18 protein-coding genes and 2 pseudogenes are annotated in these 17,507 nt (G+C 46.1%); 18 read left to right on the top strand and 2 right to left on the bottom strand.

What is annotated here, in order from left to right:
• Window positions 1-264 precede the first annotated feature (264 nt).
• The 3 genes and pseudogenes from Psch_RS12165 to nadA all read left to right on the top strand — a co-directional run.
• Window positions 265-720 carry a universal stress protein gene (locus Psch_RS12165; RefSeq protein ID WP_190240490.1) on the top strand — a complete coding sequence of 152 codons (456 nt, stop codon included), beginning with the start codon at window positions 265-267 and terminating at the stop codon, window positions 718-720.
• Between the two features lie 227 nt (window positions 721-947).
• Window positions 948-1,208 (top strand): helix-turn-helix domain-containing protein, encoded by a 261-nt coding sequence (locus Psch_RS12160; protein WP_243124075.1) that lies wholly within the window; start codon window positions 948-950, stop codon window positions 1,206-1,208.
• Between the two features lie 181 nt (window positions 1,209-1,389).
• Window positions 1,390-1,653, top strand: a pseudogene (gene nadA, locus Psch_RS12155) (quinolinate synthase NadA); the annotation flags it as partial.
• Here the strand turns inward: nadA and Psch_RS12150 are convergent.
• Window positions 1,647-2,207: a magnesium chelatase domain-containing protein gene (locus Psch_RS12150; protein WP_345789079.1), complete on the bottom strand. Its 561-nt coding sequence runs from the start codon at window positions 2,205-2,207 to the stop codon at window positions 1,647-1,649. The pseudogene nadA and the gene Psch_RS12150 sit on opposite strands and share 7 nt — an antisense overlap.
• 1,087 nt (window positions 2,208-3,294) lie before the next feature.
• On the opposite strand from Psch_RS12150, the pseudogene Psch_RS12145 reads away from it, so the two are divergent.
• Window positions 3,295-3,446 (top strand): annotated as a pseudogene (locus Psch_RS12145) (IS3 family transposase); the annotation flags it as partial.
• Between the two features lie 5 nt (window positions 3,447-3,451).
• On the opposite strand, the gene Psch_RS12140 reads toward Psch_RS12145, so the two are convergent.
• Window positions 3,452-3,772 carry a BMC domain-containing protein gene (locus tag Psch_RS12140; protein ID WP_190240489.1) on the bottom strand — a complete coding sequence of 107 codons (321 nt, stop codon included), beginning with the start codon at window positions 3,770-3,772 and terminating at the stop codon, window positions 3,452-3,454.
• A 1,229-nt stretch (window positions 3,773-5,001) separates the two neighbouring features.
• Between Psch_RS12140 and eutJ the strand changes: the two genes are divergently transcribed.
• The 14 genes from eutJ to Psch_RS12070 all read left to right on the top strand — a co-directional run bounded on the left by eutJ (window position 5,002) and on the right by Psch_RS12070 (window position 17,363).
• Entirely contained in the window at window positions 5,002-5,853 is an 852-nt protein-coding gene (gene eutJ / locus Psch_RS12135; RefSeq protein ID WP_190240488.1) for an ethanolamine utilization protein EutJ, read from the top strand.
• A 5-nt stretch (window positions 5,854-5,858) separates the two neighbouring features.
• Window positions 5,859-7,220 (top strand): 4Fe-4S dicluster domain-containing protein, encoded by a 1,362-nt coding sequence (locus Psch_RS12130; protein ID WP_243124160.1) that lies wholly within the window; start codon window positions 5,859-5,861, stop codon window positions 7,218-7,220.
• Window positions 7,217-7,756 carry a BMC domain-containing protein gene (locus tag Psch_RS12125; RefSeq protein WP_190240486.1) on the top strand — a complete coding sequence of 180 codons (540 nt, stop codon included), beginning with the start codon at window positions 7,217-7,219 and terminating at the stop codon, window positions 7,754-7,756. The genes Psch_RS12130 and Psch_RS12125 overlap by 4 nt, the downstream gene beginning before the upstream one ends.
• Window positions 7,757-7,905: 149 nt before the next feature.
• Window positions 7,906-10,539, top strand: coding sequence for a glycyl radical protein (locus Psch_RS12120; RefSeq protein ID WP_190240485.1), 2,634 nt, complete (start codon window positions 7,906-7,908; stop codon window positions 10,537-10,539).
• A gap of 92 nt (window positions 10,540-10,631) precedes the next feature.
• A complete protein-coding gene (locus Psch_RS12115; RefSeq protein WP_190240484.1) occupies window positions 10,632-11,615 on the top strand; it encodes a glycyl-radical enzyme activating protein in 984 nt (327 codons plus the stop codon).
• Window positions 11,616-11,635: 20 nt separating this feature from the next.
• A complete protein-coding gene (locus Psch_RS12110; protein ID WP_190240483.1) occupies window positions 11,636-11,977 on the top strand; it encodes a BMC domain-containing protein in 342 nt (113 codons plus the stop codon).
• A 4-nt stretch (window positions 11,978-11,981) separates the two neighbouring features.
• On the top strand, window positions 11,982-12,458 hold the full coding sequence (locus tag Psch_RS12105) for a EutP/PduV family microcompartment system protein (protein WP_243124073.1): 477 nt from the start codon (window positions 11,982-11,984) through the stop codon (window positions 12,456-12,458).
• Window positions 12,430-12,708, top strand: a complete 279-nt coding sequence (eutM, locus tag Psch_RS12100; RefSeq protein WP_190240481.1) for an ethanolamine utilization microcompartment protein EutM — start codon at window positions 12,430-12,432, stop codon at window positions 12,706-12,708. The genes Psch_RS12105 and eutM overlap by 29 nt, the downstream gene beginning before the upstream one ends.
• 40 nt (window positions 12,709-12,748) lie before the next feature.
• Window positions 12,749-13,549: a propanediol utilization microcompartment protein PduB gene (pduB, locus tag Psch_RS12095; RefSeq protein WP_190240480.1), complete on the top strand. Its 801-nt coding sequence runs from the start codon at window positions 12,749-12,751 to the stop codon at window positions 13,547-13,549.
• 29 nt (window positions 13,550-13,578) lie between these two features.
• Entirely contained in the window at window positions 13,579-14,223 is a 645-nt protein-coding gene (pduL, locus tag Psch_RS12090; RefSeq protein ID WP_243124071.1) for a phosphate propanoyltransferase, read from the top strand.
• Window positions 14,224-14,273: 50 nt separating this feature from the next.
• Window positions 14,274-14,612, top strand: coding sequence for a BMC domain-containing protein (locus Psch_RS12085; RefSeq protein WP_206663771.1), 339 nt, complete (start codon window positions 14,274-14,276; stop codon window positions 14,610-14,612).
• 66 nt (window positions 14,613-14,678) lie between these two features.
• Window positions 14,679-14,954, top strand: coding sequence for a propanediol utilization microcompartment protein PduA (pduA, locus tag Psch_RS12080; RefSeq protein ID WP_190240478.1), 276 nt, complete (start codon window positions 14,679-14,681; stop codon window positions 14,952-14,954).
• Window positions 14,955-15,077: 123 nt separating this feature from the next.
• On the top strand, window positions 15,078-16,145 hold the full coding sequence (buk, locus tag Psch_RS12075) for a butyrate kinase (RefSeq protein WP_190240477.1): 1,068 nt from the start codon (window positions 15,078-15,080) through the stop codon (window positions 16,143-16,145).
• 51 nt (window positions 16,146-16,196) lie between these two features.
• Window positions 16,197-17,363 carry a hypothetical protein gene (locus tag Psch_RS12070; protein WP_190240476.1) on the top strand — a complete coding sequence of 389 codons (1,167 nt, stop codon included), beginning with the start codon at window positions 16,197-16,199 and terminating at the stop codon, window positions 17,361-17,363.
• The last annotated feature ends 144 nt before the right edge of the window (window positions 17,364-17,507 follow it).

Raw genomic sequence — 17,507 nt, 5'->3', positions numbered from 1 at the left:
TGGCGGAGTCAAATGAGTTTGAGAAGGAAAATATCGTGAAGAGCATAGATATATAGATATAATGAAGAAAATTATTCAGGAGAAGGTGCTCACTAATACTAATATAACCTTCACATCATGTTACGCGGAATTTCTTCCCTCAATCACACACACCTATCAGCTTATGTGGCTTTGTGACGCACGTATAATCTGATAGCAGTATAGGGAAGGGTTTGCGCAACGCTAAAAACATAGAGAAGTATTTTGGGTTAATTATCACGCGGGGTGATAGGACTGTATAAAAAAATTCTGGTCCCATTTGATAATACTATTCAATCAAATTCAGCATTGCGGCATGCCTATAGAATGGCAATAGCTTTCAGGGCGTCTGTAACGTTATTTCACGTAGTACCTTGCAAGGCTTCTGTTGATGCTAAAAAAGGTGGAACGAATGGCTTAAAACGTACTGATTCGATTAGAGAAAATAAGGCCAGAGCCAAGTTGATTCTGGAACAATTGAAAAGGAGTTTTTCAAACTTGGACGTTAAAATTAACGTAGACGTTGCGATCGGAAAACATTCCAACGAGGTATGTAAAAAGGCGAAGATTGAAGGATATGATTTGATAGTCATGGGTAGCAGGGGCCTGGGTAAAATACATGATCTCCTAGGTGGTAGCGTTAGCAGTAAGGTCAGTAGCAATGCACCGTGCCCGGTAATCTTAATTCATACAGCTAACTAGAAAAGAAAATTAAACGAACCCACAACCTTTACTGTCAACTCACAACCATCCTCTCAACGGTAGTGATACAAAGTTTACTCAATAAACGGTAGTTTAGTAAGGATTGAAAACATTATAGCGATATAAAGGCTAATTATATGTAATCTTATCCCCTAATATATGCCAAAATATCAATTAGGCCTAAGCAATAAAAAGGGACTATTTAGTACAAAATAAGGGGGTATTAATTGAAATTATTCACAATTGATGATGTCTCTGAACTAATTTCACGAATCCAGGCAGATGAGGCAATTAGTTTGAAGTTGTATACAGTTGGGGAAGTAGCTAAAATTCTCAAACTTAATAGAATTACTGTATATAATTATATAAAAATGAAAAAGCTCAAGGCTACTAAAATTGGCAGGGCCTACCGTATAATAGAAACAGATTTACTGGATTTTGTTCAAGAGGACATACAAAAAGCAGCTAACAAGAAGGCGTACAACTAGTTAGTATCATATGGTTCTATAACAAACATCTACAGCCATATTACTTTCCAAGAATATAGGTAAAATCAAATGACGGTTAATGTGATACATTACTTGCTATATTTATAGTTGTTACAGTTATGAAAATGAACATCCTACTAAATTGTTAGGGTAAGTAAATCATGAGGAGTTTTCTAAGGAGATCCGGAGTATCAAGAAAGAGAGGGATGCGGTAATCCTAGCGCATGTGTACCAAAGACCTGAAGTCCAGGATATTGCAGACTTTGTTGGAGACTCTCTGGGGCTTTCCCAGCATGCAGCAGCAAGTAACGCGAAGATCATTATCTTTTGCGGTGTCCACTTTATGGCTGAAACCGCGTCGATCCTTTGTCCCGAGAAAACCGTGGTGTTGCCTCAAGAAGAGGCCGGTTGTCCAATGGCTGATATGGTAGACGCCGTTCAGTTGTCCTGCAATTCTGTAAGGTCCAACCTGTAAGGGGCTATTTCGTTTTCACCGCGCAGAAAAGCGGCCAGTTCATCAAGGCAGGAGGCCGGAAAAACATCAATCCCTTCCACCAGTGCCGCTTCCTTCGCATTTTCCATAGGGACAACCACCTGCTGCAAAGCTGCATCCCTTACCGCCAGCACGTTGGGGAGAACTCCCGCCACGCCGCGCAGTGAGCCATTAAGGGACAGTTCCCCGAGATAAACATACTGCTGGAAGCGCTCAGGAGGCAGCTGCTCAGTGGCAGCCAGGATCCCTACTGCGATAGGGAGATCGTAAACCGGCCCCTCTTTTTTTAGATCGGCGGGAGCCAGGTTGACTGTAATCCTCTTGACCGGAAATTCAAGCCCGGAGTTTTTGATGGCGGTGCGGACGCGGTCCTTGGCTTCACGCACCGAGGCGTCCGGCAGCCCAACTATGTCGAAGCTGGGTAAACCTCTTGACACATCCACCTCAACCTCCACGATTTGACCATCCAGACCGCTCAAAGCGGTGCTTTTCACTATGGCTATCATGCCTGCCTCCGGAAAGAAAAATAATTTAGACATCTTTCTACGATTTTACTGTAAAATCCTGCCTGGAATTGAAAAGAGAGGGCGATTTCTTCTGCGGTGGTATTTTAGAAGTCCTTTTAATGCTAGCGGAGAACGTTTATAAGCTGGCGTATTTCTTAAAAAAGAGGTGCTGCTATAACTTAAAATCTTCGTTTTCACTTAACTGGAACGTCAGGGTATCTGGTTTCCCTTTCTGCAATCGACAAGAATTCTATTCGGAAATTGGAGAAGACGGGGGCATTCGGTAGGACGATTCACCCTGTGGGTCAAGCAGAGGTTTCGATCACTGCAGCCGATTCACTCCCTCTGAAGCGGCTGTTTTGAATGGAGTATTTTCTGCAAGATCAGGAAACACGGCAGGCTTTTACCGAAACAGGAGTTGCACACATCTAAAGATTTCCGTTTCCATACGTGGGTTTGGTCTGCGGTCGTATCACCTCAGTTTCAACTGAAACAGATCTACCAGTTTCACCTGACCATGCGAATGATATTACAAAGGTACAGAATTTTAATTATGTAGAAGAACTGGATTAATATATATTTATGGGTACGTCAGATCTCTGGTTTTCCGATACCAGTACAACCGTATCATTAATAATGGTTATAAGAGTGAGATTCAGTGCCTAAATGAGCAGATTGTTCCAGATCTCCTCACCGACATAAGTGTGTAAAGTCCTTTGCTAACAGGAGAATCAACATTAATCGTAAACTAAATGCTTTCCTGTTGAAGTCGAAAGTATCTTTGGTGATATCAAAGGCAACTTTAGTTAGAAGATTCTTTCTAAAGGGACTAGAAAAAGTAAAAAACGAATGGGGTCTCCACCGCATAGCGATAATATATACTGCCGCTATTGAGGATCTGTTCAGCGTAAGAGCGTCGGCTAGGCTATGGACAATACCATGAAGCCAGACTGAACGCTTTCAGACAAGCCGTCTGAAGATATCGGCCGCCGACGGGATTGATTTCCTTTCGACTGTGGAAGTCAGTATGCCAGTCATAAATTCTAGCGTTTAAAGGATTATGGAATGATTGCCATATGAGCCACAACTGAAGCGGGAACTGATTTATTGCAACTATTTCAGGACAAGGTCTGAAGCCCGCCAGGCATCATTAAATATATTGAAATATTTCACAATAGGATTCGGTTGCATTCTGCTCTTGGGTATATGTCCCCAGTGGAATACGAGCAAACCTTTTAATTAGCCTAGCAATTTTTACTTCTTTCATTGTTTATTTCAATATTTTTCACCGCCTGCATAGCAGCGCTGACTGCCGCCGTATCGCCGAAGAAGGCAAGTGTACTGAAATGCTGCGGGCAATTGCCGTTGATTTCGATGGGGAGGACATTACCAGCCTTTTGCCCAATGTCCGCATAATAATACAAATTCGGAATGTTGGTCTGAATTAAGCCCACGGCATCAAAATGATGTGCTTCAAGCTTGGCTTTTGCTTCATGATGTATTCGCCTGCACAGCATTTCAATAACCGCTGCGCCCGGCGCTAAGATGATACGGGCTGCTGTCATTATTAAACATCTCCTTTCTCCGAAATTTACAATATGATAGCTGTTTTACTTATCGGGTGTTCCCAGGGTATTATTTCACCCGGCTCTTTCAAGTAGTTCAATATTTGCCACATCCTTCGCCCGCATAAGAGCTTACATGAAAAATCTTTTCATAGCCGCCAAACGGAGCTACTCCTCAGCTTGGGCAACATTCGTGTCCGTCCGATCAATCTTCGTCACGATTCCGAAGACATCACGCTTTGCGCATGGTGTGAGATTGGAACTCTAAAGAGAATATTGTTCGGATGAACTGATTAGAAACCCAATTATACCTGCCTCAAAGAGTACAGAGCTTCGTTACCAGGCAAGCACTTTTGTTTCAGCGTATTTTCCCGGTGTATCAATAATGACGTTTGCAGGTTGTAAAGCCAAGTGTATCACTTGTAATCAAGGATAGTTTTCAGCGTAATTTCCACATTGGATACCGAACCGGTAATAATCAGTTTCCCGTTAAAACGGTCTATGAAACCGAGATTGAATGTTTGAGCGATTTTGTAGCAATATCGCTTCCGATAATGGCCATTTCGCTAGGCGTCAAGGAGAATGCCGATGACCTCGCTTAGTCGATTGAAGGATTAGCCCCAGCTTTTTGTAAGTAATTGGCCTTGGATAAGTTATGACGTGTGCAAGGGTGATTGTTGTCCCGGAACAGTTTCCTGAATGATTCTGAGTCGGGTTCCGCTTCCCGAAGGCTCCGTAATACGATAATTATCTTGATTCATATGCCTGACTTTTTCTTAATTTTTATGTATTTTATTAAACAAATCATACAGTAAAAAAGCTAAAGGTACTCTAACTTAATTTGCTATGACCAATACAACTATTGCATTACTAAATGGGCGACAGGTAAATAAAATTACTGGAACCTAAAAATGGAAAAAATTTAATCAATATTAAAGATTAAAGCGGTGGGTGTGAATTCGATTTTTTATTCATGCTCACCCCTTTTTATTTGGAAAGAAGTGAGGCAATGTGGATTAATACAAATACGGAGTGCTTTTAGACAATAAAGGAATGGTGCAAATGAATAAGTGAACATCGCTTTGTTAATTACTTAAAAAGTGGAAAATGAGATCACAAAAGGTGCATTATCAAACGCAATTATATCCAAAGACGATAGATGCAATGAGAGATACAATGTGCACAACAAACGGAAATGAAAGAGAGTCGGCTGTAGGGGGCAAAAAGAGTTGAGTCAATTGGAGCAAGCTAATGCCTTAATATCTAATTTAGCACAAAGAATGAGTGGAAAACCAGTTCTTGGAACGCAGAGTTGTGTATATCTGGGTGTCGATATCGGTACGGCGAATGTCATTAGTGTTGCTGTTAACAACGACGGGAACCCTTTGGCGGGTGAAATCACTGCGGCTCATGTGGTCAGGGAAGGCATGGTTGTCGACTACTTTAATGCCGTCCAGTTGGTGAGTCGGCAAATTGAAACCCTACAGGAGCGACTCGGTATGGATTTATCCGTAGCTGCCTCCGCCATCCCGCCTGGAACTGAAAACGGAAACGGTAAGGTAACAAAAAATATTCTTGAGGCCGTAGGGTTGGAGGTCGTAACTATTATTGATGAGCCGACAGCCGCAGCTCTGGTACTGGGCATTGAAAACGGTGTGGTCGTCGATGTGGGCGGAGGGACAACCGGAATCTCTATTATAAAGGAAGGACGAGTAATTTACACCGGCGACGAGCCGACAGGCGGGTTCCAGTTGGATTTGGTGATTGCGGGTGGACTTGGAATATCCATCGAAGAAGCGGAAGCAAAAAAGCGGGAGCCGAATCTTCAGAAAAGTTTGTTGCCGGTCGTGAGGCCGGTGTTCGAAAAGGTGGCGTCCATTACAAGGAAGCATTTGAACGGCTATGAAACCGATGCGCTGTATCTGGTCGGAGGAACGTGTGCCTTTCCAGGGTTTGCAGGACTCATGGAAAAAGAAACTGGAATAAAGGTTTATTTGCCGGAAATGCCATTGCTGGTTACGCCACTGGGAATTGCGCTGGCGTGTAAACAAATTCATGGCAAAGAGAAACAAGGAAGTTGAGGTGTGTGAATTTGGGCAAAAAAATCGTTGAACTAGCCCGGCAGGCAGGCGTGGTCGGTGCTGGCGGTGCTGGATTTCCGACCCATGTAAAGCTGAACGCCCAAGTCGAATATTTGGTAGTAAACGGCGCTGAATGCGAGCCGCTTATAACTGTGGATCAAGTTCTAATTTTGAAGTATGCGGCTAGACTTGCGGCTATGCTTGAGCGGGTTCGCTTCGAACTTGGCGCGAAGGAAGCTATCATTGGCATCAAGGCAAAGCATAAAGAGGTCATTGCGGAGGCCGAGCGTGTAGTGGCAGAGTATGAAGATCTGCGGGTGAAGCCATTGGGCGATTTCTACCCTGCAGGAGATGAATATGTGTTGGTTTTTGAGACGACAGGACGGCAGATCCCACAGGGTGGCATTCCGTTGGAGTGCGGTGTAGTCGTTATTAATGTAGAAACCCTTTGGAACCTTGCTGAGGCTGAAGAGGGCAGGCCGGTGAGCCAAAAGTGGGTGACCGTGGCTGGTGCGGTGGCAAATCCCGGTACATACTTTGTCCCACTGGGGGTTAGCACGGAAGAAATGCTTGAGCTGGCTGGCGGCCCGACGATTACAAAATTTGCAGTCATCAACGGTGGCCCCATGATGGGAAAGCTGGTCAGGGATTTAAAGGAGCCGGTTACCAAAACGACAAAGGGGCTGCTGGTGCTGCCCGAGACCAATCCGGTGATTGTCAATCATTTCAGACCACTCACGGCTATCCTGCGACAGGCACAGTCAATGTGCTGCCAATGCCATATGTGTACGGATTTGTGTCCCCGAAACCTGCTTGGGTATCATATTAACCCTAATAGTACGATTTTATCTGCAAGCTACAGCTGGCTGGTCAAAGGGGCGCCACTTGCAGAAGCGTTATTATGCTCTGAGTGCGGTGCATGCGATATGTACGCCTGTACCATGGGGCTTTCCCCAAGGCGGGTCAACCAGATGCTTAAAGGAGAACTTTCTCGACAGGGCGTTAAAAATCCATATAAGGGGCAGGAAGCCACGGTCAGCAAGTGGCGCCCCTATCGTCGCATTCCGACCAAGCGGTTGCTCTCCCGTTTGTGTCTGACAGAGTATCGCAGTCCGGTTGAGATACGAAGTATGCAATATCATCCGAAACGGGTGGAACTGATGCTCAAGCAACATGTTGGTGCGCCGGCGGCGCCGGTGGTCGCCCAGGACGATTGGGTGGAAGCGGGAGAACTGATTGCTAAAATCCCAACTGAGAACGCATTGGGCAGCAACTTGTATGCGAGCATTTCTGGTCGGATCACCAAAGTTTTGGATGATAGAATCTGCATTGATGCAAAGGAAAACAGCGAGGTGATAAACAGATGAAAAGTTCTATCGGTTTTATTGAGTATAGAAGCGTCGCAAGAGGGCTCGAAGCAACGGACGCTATGCTAAAAAACGGAACTGTAGAGTTGGTCCAAGCAACAGTGTTATGTCCTGGTAAATTCGTTTCCATGGTGACGGGAGACATAGGTGCGGTGGAGTCTGCCGTAAAACGAGGAATTGGATACGATCCCACTTTTGCGATATCCAGCTTTGTCATCCCCAACGTACACCCGTCTGTGCTGCCCGCGCTGACTGCCACCACAACGGCGGCTGTGACCGGCGCACTGGGTATAATTGAAACCATTGACGCATCCTCGGCAGTTGTTGCCGGGGATACTGCAGCCAAGAATGCCAATATCAACCTGCTGGAAATCAGATTGGCACGGGGAATGGGCGGCAAAGGATTTGTATTCCTCTGTGGCGAGCTGACGGCAGTGCAGACCGCAGTTCGGACAACGGAAATCAAAATAGGAGAAGAGGGTCTTCTCATTGCGACGTCGGTCATTGCCTCACCACATCCTGATCTAAAGTTCTAGGAACTTCATGGGGAGGTATCAGTAGCTCGATAAGAAGTTAGTTATACTGTGAAAACATGACGAGAGGGTGATGTAACTGTCAAGAGTTGCAGAAAAATCAGCAGCGCAATGAGCAGGTACCAAATTAAAAACAGAAGGAGTGTAATTTTATGCAGGCTATGGATGCAAAACAGGTAGAGGAACTCGTTAGCAAAATTATGCAACAGATGTCCGAAGGCAGTCGCCCTTCAACAGCAACCGCAGCAGTCTTCGGCTCCGGCGACCAGAGCAAGCTGGGAGCAGGCGGCAATGAGCCGTTTGACAAAGTATACGGAATCATGGATTACACTGGTAAAAAGCTGGGTTCTCCGTTTCCGAGGATTAACAAGATTCTCCAACGGATCTTTGATACTGAGCGTTATGTCGACGATGAACGAGCAATGCTTGCGACCCAAGCGTACAAAATGTATGACGGTGATCCCCAAATCATTAAGCAGGCAAAAATTCTTGCGCATGTCCTTGAGAATGTTAAGATTGCAATTCACGACGACGAGCTGCTTGTAGGCGAAATTGCTGCTCCGTGCAGAGCATCATCCATTTTCCCGGAATTTTCTTACAACTGGATCGTGGATGAGATGAAGAATCACCCTTGGCCTAAAAGAGTTAATGACAAATTTGAGTTGACTGATGAGGCTGAACGGAATCTTCTTTCCATCGCTGAATACTGGAAGGGCAAGACTATTGAAGAGTATGTCCTTAACCTTCTTAGTGATGAGGAGACTAAAGGCTCCTGTGTTGGTGCAAAACCGGTATTCCACCCGAACCTCTTTTTCTATGGTGGCGTAGGCCACATCATCCCCAGATATCAGGTTATCCTTGGAATCGGTTATGGCGGATTGAAGAATAAAATAATCGATTGCATGACAAAGCTTGACCTCACCGTCCCCGAAAACCTAGAGAAAAGAGAGTTCTATGTTGCCCAGCTCATCGTTTTGACCGGAGTCAAGAACTACTACATGAGATATGCCAACCTTGCACGCGAAATGGCTGCAAAGGAAACTGACAGCAAGAGAAAGCAGGAGTTGCTGACCATTGCCGACAATTGCGAATGGGTTTCAGAGAATCCACCTAGAAATTTCTATGAAGCCATACAGCTTTACTACATGGCAACTTCGATTATCCTCATCGAATCCAACGGCCAGGGCGTTTCCTACGGCCGATTCGATCAGGTTCTCTATCCGTTCTATGAAAAGGATATGAAAGAAGGCAAGACTAATAAGGAATTTGTCGGAGAGCTGATTGAAAACCTCTACCTCAAGATTTTTGAACAAATGAGACTGAGAGACCATGCAACCTCTGAACTTAACACTGAGCTTGGCATAGGTGGTCCGCTCCTTCTAGTCGGCGGTTGTGACGCCGAAGGTAATGATGCTACCAATGACCTTACCTATCTGGCTCTAGAAGCCCATTCACATACCCAGACTCCTGACCCGTGGTTTGCCGTCAGATGGAGTGAAAATTCTCCGTGGGAGTACAAGGTGAAGGTCATTAATTCTATCTGCGTCGGAACTGGTCAGCCAAAGATTTTCAACGACGAAGGCATTATCCCAAACTGCCTCAATGCCGGAAGAACATTGGCCGAGTCCAGAGATTACGCGGTTGTTGGCTGCGTTGAGATCGATTCCGGCGGGCTGGAATATGGGGAACATGATGCGGCTTACTTCAGTATGCCGAAGGTATTTGAGCTTGCCATCAACGATGGCAGGTGCATCGACTGTACCCCTGCGTGCTCCAGATTCGCAAAGTGCGCGGGTGCAGGCGGCAGCCTTGGTCCCAAGACCGGAAGCTTGGCTAACTTCAAGTCCATCGAGGAGGTTAAGAAGGCCTACGAGATTCAGATGGAATACTGGGTCGAAAAGATGGTAACCTTTATCAATGCCTGCGAAATCGCACATGCCCGCCTGAAACCCCTGCCATATGCATCGCTCCTCATCGAGGATTGTATCGCAAACGGCAAAGATGTCACTGCCGGCGGCGCAAGATATAACTTTACGGGTCCACAGGGTATCGGTGTCGGAACCGTTGCCGACAGTTTGTGTACCATAAAGCAGCTCATCTTTGAAGGGAAAAAGATCACTGGTGCAGAGTTGCTCAAGGCACTCCAGAATAACTGGAAGGGTTATGAGGCGCTTTACACCCTCATTAACAGCGATAAGGTTCACCACTTTGGCAATGATGACGATTATGCTGACGTTCTTGCCAGATATGCAACCGACGTTTACTGTAACGAGGTTGACAAATATAAGAACACCAGAGGCGGCATCTATCACCCGGGTATCTACTCCGTATCCGCAAACGTCGGCATCGGACGAGTCCAAGGCGCAACACCAGACGGGCGTCTTGCTCAGGAAGCTGTATCCAACTGCGTAGGTCCGGTTCACACTGTTGTTGGATGCCATGATGTCAAGGGCCCAACCGCGATGGCCAAGTCGGCTGCAAAGCTCGACCACATTAGAGCGGGCAACGGCACTCTCCTCAATGTCAGATTCTCACCGGCTTGCGTATCCGGTGAAACTGGCCGGGATAACTTTATCCACTACGTGGATGACTACTTCCAGAGGAAGGGGTTGCACTGCCAGTTTAACATTGTCAATAGAGCTACCCTTCGCGATGCGCAGGCTCACCCGGAAAACTACCCAACTCTGCTCGTTCGTGTCGCCGGCTACAGCGCATACTTTACAAAGCTAAGCCGTGAGCTGCAGGATGACCTGATTGGCAGAAACGAATACGACTCGTTTGATTAATTTTATCAACATAATTCTTTGCGGCAGATTGTTTCTGCCGCAAAGAATTCAATTAAATGGTATACAGAATTATTTTTAAAGGGGGTGACGCAATGGCAGATGTTAATGATAGAAATCTTGTAGCAACGGTTATGAATGTGCAAAAGTTCACTGTCCATGATGGTCCAGGTATCAGGACGGAAATCTTCTTTAAAGGATGTCCGCTCAAATGTCTTTGGTGCAGCAACCCCGAAGGAATCAGGAATAATCCGGAGGTGGGGGTGTATGGAAGAAGAGATTGTATTGGAATAGACAAATGCGGCTGGTGTATCAATGCGTGCCCCCTTTCAAAGGAAAATGTTCTTACGGTTGAAGATAATAAGGTTGTTGCTATTGACAGAGAAAAGTGCCTTAATTGTCTTTCCTGCGCCAAAGCGTGTCCCAATGACAGCTTGAAGATTTTTGGACGACAGGTTACTGTTCCGGAGCTCATGAAGGTGATTATGGAGGATCGGTCGTTTTACCAGAAGTCGGGCGGCGGGGTTACATTGTCCGGAGGAGATCCGTTGGTGCAATGGGAATTCGTTGTAGCCTTGCTCAAGGAATGCAAACGAGCTAGTATCCATACCTGTGTCGAATCCGAACTGCACTGCAAAACTGAGGTTCTCGATCAGGTACTGCCGTATACCGATTTGCTCATGACGGATATCAAGCATATGGATTCCGCCAAGCATAGAAAATACACAGGTGTAAGCAACAAACTGATTCTCAGTAATATCGGATATGCAGCTATAAAGGGCACTCCGATGATTATTCGTTTCCCTGTAGTGCCCGGCTATAACGACGATGATGAGAATATAAAAGCTACCGCAGAATTCATTATCAAGTATGTTGGAGGTTGTCTGAGACAAGTCCAGTTATTGCCATACCGACCATTGGGCGTGGAAAAATATGAGGCTCTGGGCATGGAGTATACCATGAAAGGCTCTGAATTAACCGAACCGGATTCCTATTTGAGCAGGGTCAGGGGGTTGGCAGAGGTATTCCAGTCTTATGGCATTCCTGCCGCTGCTGGCACTACGGTTAAAACAAAGTAGCAAGAGACGGGGGGAGCTTCATGCTTGGACAAAAACAGCATATCGTGCAAGAATCTGTTCCTGGCAAGCAGGTGACGCTCTGCCATCTCATAGCTCATCCAGATGCCGGATTGTCAAACAAACTGGGGCTGTGTAGCGAAAATGCCATCGGAATTATGACAATTACTCCGTATGAGGCGAGCATCATTGCTGCAGACTGCGCAATCAAGACGGCGGCGATAGAACTTGTGGTAGTAGACAGATTTACCGGATCCCTGGTTATCACTGGGGGTGTCAGCAACCTTGAAGCTGCACTGACACAAGCCAATTTGTTTCTGGCAAAGGTATTGGGCTTTGAAACAGTGCAACTGACCCGATCGTAGCATTATGAAATGTTTGATAATAGGACCGTCTGGCAGCGGCAAAACCACACTATGCAATGCCCTGGTGGGTTATTGGGGTGTGACAAGACCAACACAGATGTTCAAGACGGTTGGCAACCTCATTGATACGCCTGGTGTTTATATGGAATATCCCACGCTTTATCAGGCCTTGATTGTCAGTTCACAGCAAGCGGATTGTGTGCTTCTGATGATTGGTTCCGATCAAAAAGGGAAACCGCTGCCGTCTGGCTTTGCGCAGAGCTTTCCCAGACCGGTTATTGGGATCATCAGTAAAACAGATCTTGGTGAGGCAAAACTGGAACACGCAAAAGCTGTATTAGCGGATGCCGGAGTAAAGGAACCCTATTTTTATATTTCCAGCCGTACACTGGAAGGTTTGGACAAACTTAACCAGTGGATAATAAGGAATCACCAGGAAAGGAGAGAGCATAATGGCACAGGATGCATTGGGAATGATTGAAACACGCGGTCTGGTTGCATGCATTGAGGCTGCAGATGCCATGTCAAAATCTGCTAATGTATTGCTGGTTGGCTACGAAAAAATCGGATCAGGATTGGTCACAGTTATGGTGCGGGGTGACGTGGGTGCAGTGAAGGCGGCTACGGATGCTGGAGCTGCTGCGGCACAGAAGGTTGGCGAAGTAGTTTCCGTTCATGTAATTCCCCGTCCGCATACCGATACGGAAAAAATTATCCCGCAGGCGGTATAAACTGAGACATTAGATTATCTCAAAATAGGAGGTAAATAACATGGATAAAGAGTTAATTGTTCAACAGGTGTTAAATGAATTACGGGCGCAAAATGCAGCAAAAGAAGTCAAGGAGATAGCCCCTAAAATGGCCGGTTCCGTTGATCTAAATAAATGCGGCATGACGGAATTTGTTGGAACTGCGATGGGAGATACCATTGGACTTGTAATCGCCAATCTGGACGAAAGCCTGCACGAGATACTGGGCATTGATAAAAAGTACCGTTCTTTGGGTATCATTGGCGCTAGAACCGGTGCGGGGCCGCACGCAATTTCTGCGGATGAAGCGGTCAAGGCCAGCAATACAGAAGTAATTATCTTTGAAACCTCTAATGACACCAAGGGGGGCGGCGGCCATGGCAACCTGATTGTTTTTGGTGCTGAAGAGGTTTCTGATGCGAGGCGTGCCGTAGAAATCACACTTAATTCACTTAGTTGGGCCTTCGGAGGTGTAGTCGGCAATGAAGCAGGCTTCTTAGAGGTGCAATATACTGCTAGAGCTAGCCATGTACTTGCGAAATACTTTGGTGCAGAGCTTGGCAAAGCATGGGGCCTCATCAACGGATGTCCTGCGTCAGTTGGTATGCTGATGGCAGATGCGGCGGTCAAAGCTGCGGATGTAAAGATTGTTAAGCACTGTTCTCCGGGGCACAACACGTGCTTCACCAGCGAATTTACTATCTTTGTGACCGGCGATTCCGGGGCAGTCAAGCAGGCGGTTCTCGCTGGTAAGGAAACGGCTATTAAGCTGCTTCGTACCATGGGGGGCGAGCCTGAGGCCATGGCAAAACCGTATTTTTGATCCTTTGAGGTGCGTTGGAGGTAGAAATATTGCAAACATCACATATTCAAGAAGAGCTGGTTAGGGAAATTGTGAATAAATATATGAATACTGGTAAGATTTCTAACCAGTTAATTATCCCAGTACGTGTTTCTAATCACCACATTCATCTATCGCAAGCCGATCTTGAAACTCTATTTGGTGAAGGTTATGAGTTGCATCCATTGAAGGAGCTTTCGCAGAAGGGATTTTATGCAGCGAAGGAAACCCTAATGTTGGCTGGCCCCAAAGACGTTATCAAAAAGGTACGGGTGCTTGGCCCGCTGAGAAAAGATACTCAGATAGAGATATTGGCTTCAGATGGCCCTAAACTGGGCATTGTGCCGCCTCTCCGCATTTCCGGAGTTCTTGCTCCGGCCCCCGCCCTGACCCTGATTGGTCCAAAGGGTATTGTTGTCAACAATATGGGGGTTATGGTTGCGTGGCGACATATCCATATCGATTCGCGTGAGGCCGCCGATTTGCATATCAGAGAAAGCGACTTGATGCAGGTGAAAACGATGGGAGACCGGGCAGTGATTTTATCCAATGTCAAGATCAGGGCGGGCAAGTTTAATACTGAGCTTCACATTGATGTTGATGAAGCCAATGCGGCAGGAATTAAAGACGGCGACCAGGTGGAGGTTCTGCTGTAGAGAAAGGGAGCATTCTGGCTTAAAGGATGAAAGCGGCTGGGGGAGTTGCAATGGTTGATGATAAATTCCGTATCATTTCAGAGGACGTACCAGGCAGAGAGGTTTCTTTATGCCATCTGATTGCAAATCCGGATATTAAGTTGACTGAGATGCTCGGACTGCAAAAAACAGCATTTGCCATATTGTCCGTAACCCCCAGCGAAGTTGCATATATCGCAGCTGATCGAATCACCAAAATGGCGCCTGTGGAACTGGTGTTCGCCGATCGTTATCTTGGTACATTGATGGTAGCAGGGCAGGTGAGTGCTCTGGAAACCGTATTGGAAGAAACAGTGTCCTTTTTGCACATTACTTTGGGAATTGAGATAGTTCCAATTACCCGTTCCTAACGCACCCGGGATGTGACCGAAATACAAAATTTACGTATCACACAATAAATGAAGGAGGAAATATAAATGTCACAAGAAGCTTTGGGAATGATTGAAACACGTGGATTGGTAGGAGCAATTGAGGCGGCGGATGCAATGGCGAAGGCCGCTAATGTTACCCTTACAGGCTATGAAAAAATCGGTTCTGGACTGGTTACCGTCATGGTGCGAGGAGATGTTGGCGCTGTAAAGGCAGCTACCGATGCCGGTGCCGCAGCCGCACAGAAGGTAGGCGAGGTAGTTTCCATTCACGTAATTCCACGTCCGCATAGCGATACTGAGAAGATTATCCCGAAGGCTTAAATGGTCTGTAGTTCAGGAGCGAATAAAAATTCGCTCCTGAACAAAACTGCAATATTGTGGGCGGCATTTATGTAATGAAGCCGTATTGATATGCAACATATTATAGAAAAAGGTGAGCGCGGCATGTATAAAATATTGGTTATAAACCCGGGCTCGACCTCAACAAAGCTTGCAATTTATGACAAAGGCAAACCACCAGTGGAAAATACAATCCGGCACGATATAGAGAAAATCCGGCAATTCCCGAATATAAGCAGCCAGCTTACCTTTCGTAAAGAAGTTATCCTGGAGTGGCTAAATAATATAAACGTGCCGGTAGCTAGCTTTGACGCAATAGTAACCAGAGGTGGACTGGTAAAGCCTCTTGTCAGTGGAGCTTACCTCGTGAATGAAGCCATGCTGGCAGATTTGAGAGCGGCTAAATACGGAGAACATGCTTGCAATCTGGGGGCGCTGATTGCTTATGACCTTGCGAAGAATCATTCTATTCCCTGCTATACGGTAGACCCTGCCGTTGTGGACGAGTTGGAGCCGGTAGCCCGTTTATCTGGTAATCCGCTTTTTGAACGGAGAACTACCTTTCACGCGCTGAATCAAAAGGCTGTCGCCCGCAGGGCAGCACGGGACTTGGGAAAACGGTATGACGAGTGCAATCTGGTGGTGGCGCATCTCGGTGGAGGAATTACTGTAGGAGCGCATCATAAGGGCTGCGTGATAGACGTAAACAATGGGGTTGAAGGCGAAGGCGCTTTTACACCGGAACGGTCGGGTGGACTTCCTGCAGCTCAACTGGTGGAGCTCTGTTTTGGCGGGAAATATACCAAACCGGAAATTCTGCGTATGATTATGGGTGGTGGAGGCGTATCGGCTTATTTGGGAGTGACCGATATGCGCCAGGTTGAAGAACTGATGGAACAGGGAGACAAGAGAGCAGCCTTGATTTTTGAGGGAATGGGGTATCAGGTTGCCAAGGAAATCGGGGCGTATACGGCTGCCATTGGCGAAAAAGTCGATGCAATTGTGTTAACAGGTGGAATTGCATATTCAAGCAAAATGACAGATTTGATCATAGCTCGTGTCAAGCTTTTTGCACCTGTTCTTGTCTATCCAGGCGAGGACGAAAACGGCGCTTTGGCGGAGGGCGCAATCCGAGTACTTAGCGGAGAAGAAGTGGCAAAGGTGTATGGTTAACCCCCTCCTTTGCGAAGTAAAGTTTTGAGAAAATCAGAAAAGAGGGAGAATATGAGTAACGAAGTGGCTGATGCAAACATAAGGGGTACTTCCTCAGAGCTTGAAGTGAAAACCCATCAAAAGGGTCTGGTATTAGGCAGTTGGGCCTTTGGCACGGCTAACTTGATTATTACTTTGGTCATAAGCTTTCTACTCTGGTATTTATTGATCGATCCCAAAGTCAGTGGGACTAACCTTTACCCGCAACCGTTCGGACTATTCCTCTTTTGGTCAATTTTAGCCGCAGTATTTCTCGCTTTCTGCTGGGAAATGTGGCCGTTGAACAGGCTAACTCAGCCATTGAAAGGGTTAGTATCAGTAATTGTCGGGTCAGGTATTGCATTAATAGCTATTTTTGTTTTAGGTTTTGGTTATGGAAGCATGGATCCGGCTTTTACATTGGGGGGTCCTTCGGCACCGGGGTATACTGCGAGTGGCATGATAGTATTGATAGGCTTCTATATGTGGGGGATGTTTGCTGGTAACTGGGGCCACTGGCCCTGGCGCGATTTAAAATTAGAGCAGCCAGTCGTAGGTATTGGTGAAATTTTGCTTGGTCTGGCCTTAACACTAATCGGTTACTTGGTCTTGATTTATCCTAATGTAGCAACTTGGGCTAAACAAGACAATGTGGTGATGCCACTTCCAATGGTTGTGGGTTGGTATTACGCAGTGATTGTGTCTTGCTTTATGACGGCAAATATCCTTGACAACTGGCCATGGGTCTCACTTTTCCGTTCGCGCTGGACCCAAGCTATTGGTTCGTTCTTCGGTAACTTCATCTTAGGGACAGGAATTTACTGGTTTTTCCTGTTTTTACTTAAAACATGGCTGATTCCTGCGCAAGTTCAAATCAAGTTAGGAGAAGGGATTAACCAGTGGCCGGCTCAGCTGGGCGTAACCTTTGTCTTCTGGGTGCTGGTTTGGGCACTAATGTTTGGCAATTATCCGGATACGGGTAGGGCCGCTAGAGATCGAACAATACGTTTTGTCATAACCTTTGTTCTGTCTCTCATAACCTTTGTCTTCTATACCCAAGGGTTCGCCGTCGGGTTTTTACATGAACCTGCGGTAAGCGGCTCTTTTGGGGGGGATCCCTTGACTTTTATGGATTGGCTAATCTATGTCATGCTGGTTTACGTGGTCTATTTTGAGTCCTGGGGACTTAAGAGAAGATAAACCTAAATGGCCACATATCTATCAAATTGAACAACCTATACTGCAGGTAATATGTAAAAAAGTGAAAAAGGATGTTTTTCTAACACACAAGTCGGAAAAACATCCTACCAATAAAATATATACACCTTATTTTCTAGCCTTTCG

Source organism: Pelotomaculum schinkii, from assembly GCF_004369205.1.
Lineage (GTDB): Bacteria > Bacillota > Desulfotomaculia > Desulfotomaculales > Pelotomaculaceae > Pelotomaculum_C > Pelotomaculum_C schinkii.
Note: the sequence above shows the minus strand (reverse complement) of the source record. Positions and strands in the feature narration are given on the sequence as shown.

Excerpts from the sequence above, each read along its gene's own strand:
- Psch_RS12150 (WP_345789079.1), bottom strand. The coding sequence starts at position 2,207 with ATGATAGCCATAGTGAAAAGCACCGCTTTGAGCGGTCTGGATGGTCAA.
- Psch_RS12140 (WP_190240489.1), bottom strand. The coding sequence starts at position 3,772 with ATGACAGCAGCCCGTATCATCTTAGCGCCGGGCGCAGCGGTTATTGAA.
- Psch_RS12125 (WP_190240486.1), top strand. The coding sequence starts at position 7,217 with ATGAAAAGTTCTATCGGTTTTATTGAGTATAGAAGCGTCGCAAGAGGG.
- Psch_RS12120 (WP_190240485.1), top strand. The coding sequence starts at position 7,906 with ATGCAGGCTATGGATGCAAAACAGGTAGAGGAACTCGTTAGCAAAATT.
- Psch_RS12115 (WP_190240484.1), top strand. The coding sequence starts at position 10,632 with ATGGCAGATGTTAATGATAGAAATCTTGTAGCAACGGTTATGAATGTG.
- Psch_RS12110 (WP_190240483.1), top strand. The coding sequence starts at position 11,636 with ATGCTTGGACAAAAACAGCATATCGTGCAAGAATCTGTTCCTGGCAAG.
- Psch_RS12105 (WP_243124073.1), top strand. The coding sequence starts at position 11,982 with ATGAAATGTTTGATAATAGGACCGTCTGGCAGCGGCAAAACCACACTA.
- eutM (WP_190240481.1), top strand. The coding sequence starts at position 12,430 with ATGGCACAGGATGCATTGGGAATGATTGAAACACGCGGTCTGGTTGCA.
- pduB (WP_190240480.1), top strand. The coding sequence starts at position 12,749 with ATGGATAAAGAGTTAATTGTTCAACAGGTGTTAAATGAATTACGGGCG.
- Psch_RS12085 (WP_206663771.1), top strand. The coding sequence starts at position 14,274 with ATGGTTGATGATAAATTCCGTATCATTTCAGAGGACGTACCAGGCAGA.
- pduA (WP_190240478.1), top strand. The coding sequence starts at position 14,679 with ATGTCACAAGAAGCTTTGGGAATGATTGAAACACGTGGATTGGTAGGA.
- buk (WP_190240477.1), top strand. The coding sequence starts at position 15,078 with ATGTATAAAATATTGGTTATAAACCCGGGCTCGACCTCAACAAAGCTT.
- Psch_RS12070 (WP_190240476.1), top strand. The coding sequence starts at position 16,197 with ATGAGTAACGAAGTGGCTGATGCAAACATAAGGGGTACTTCCTCAGAG.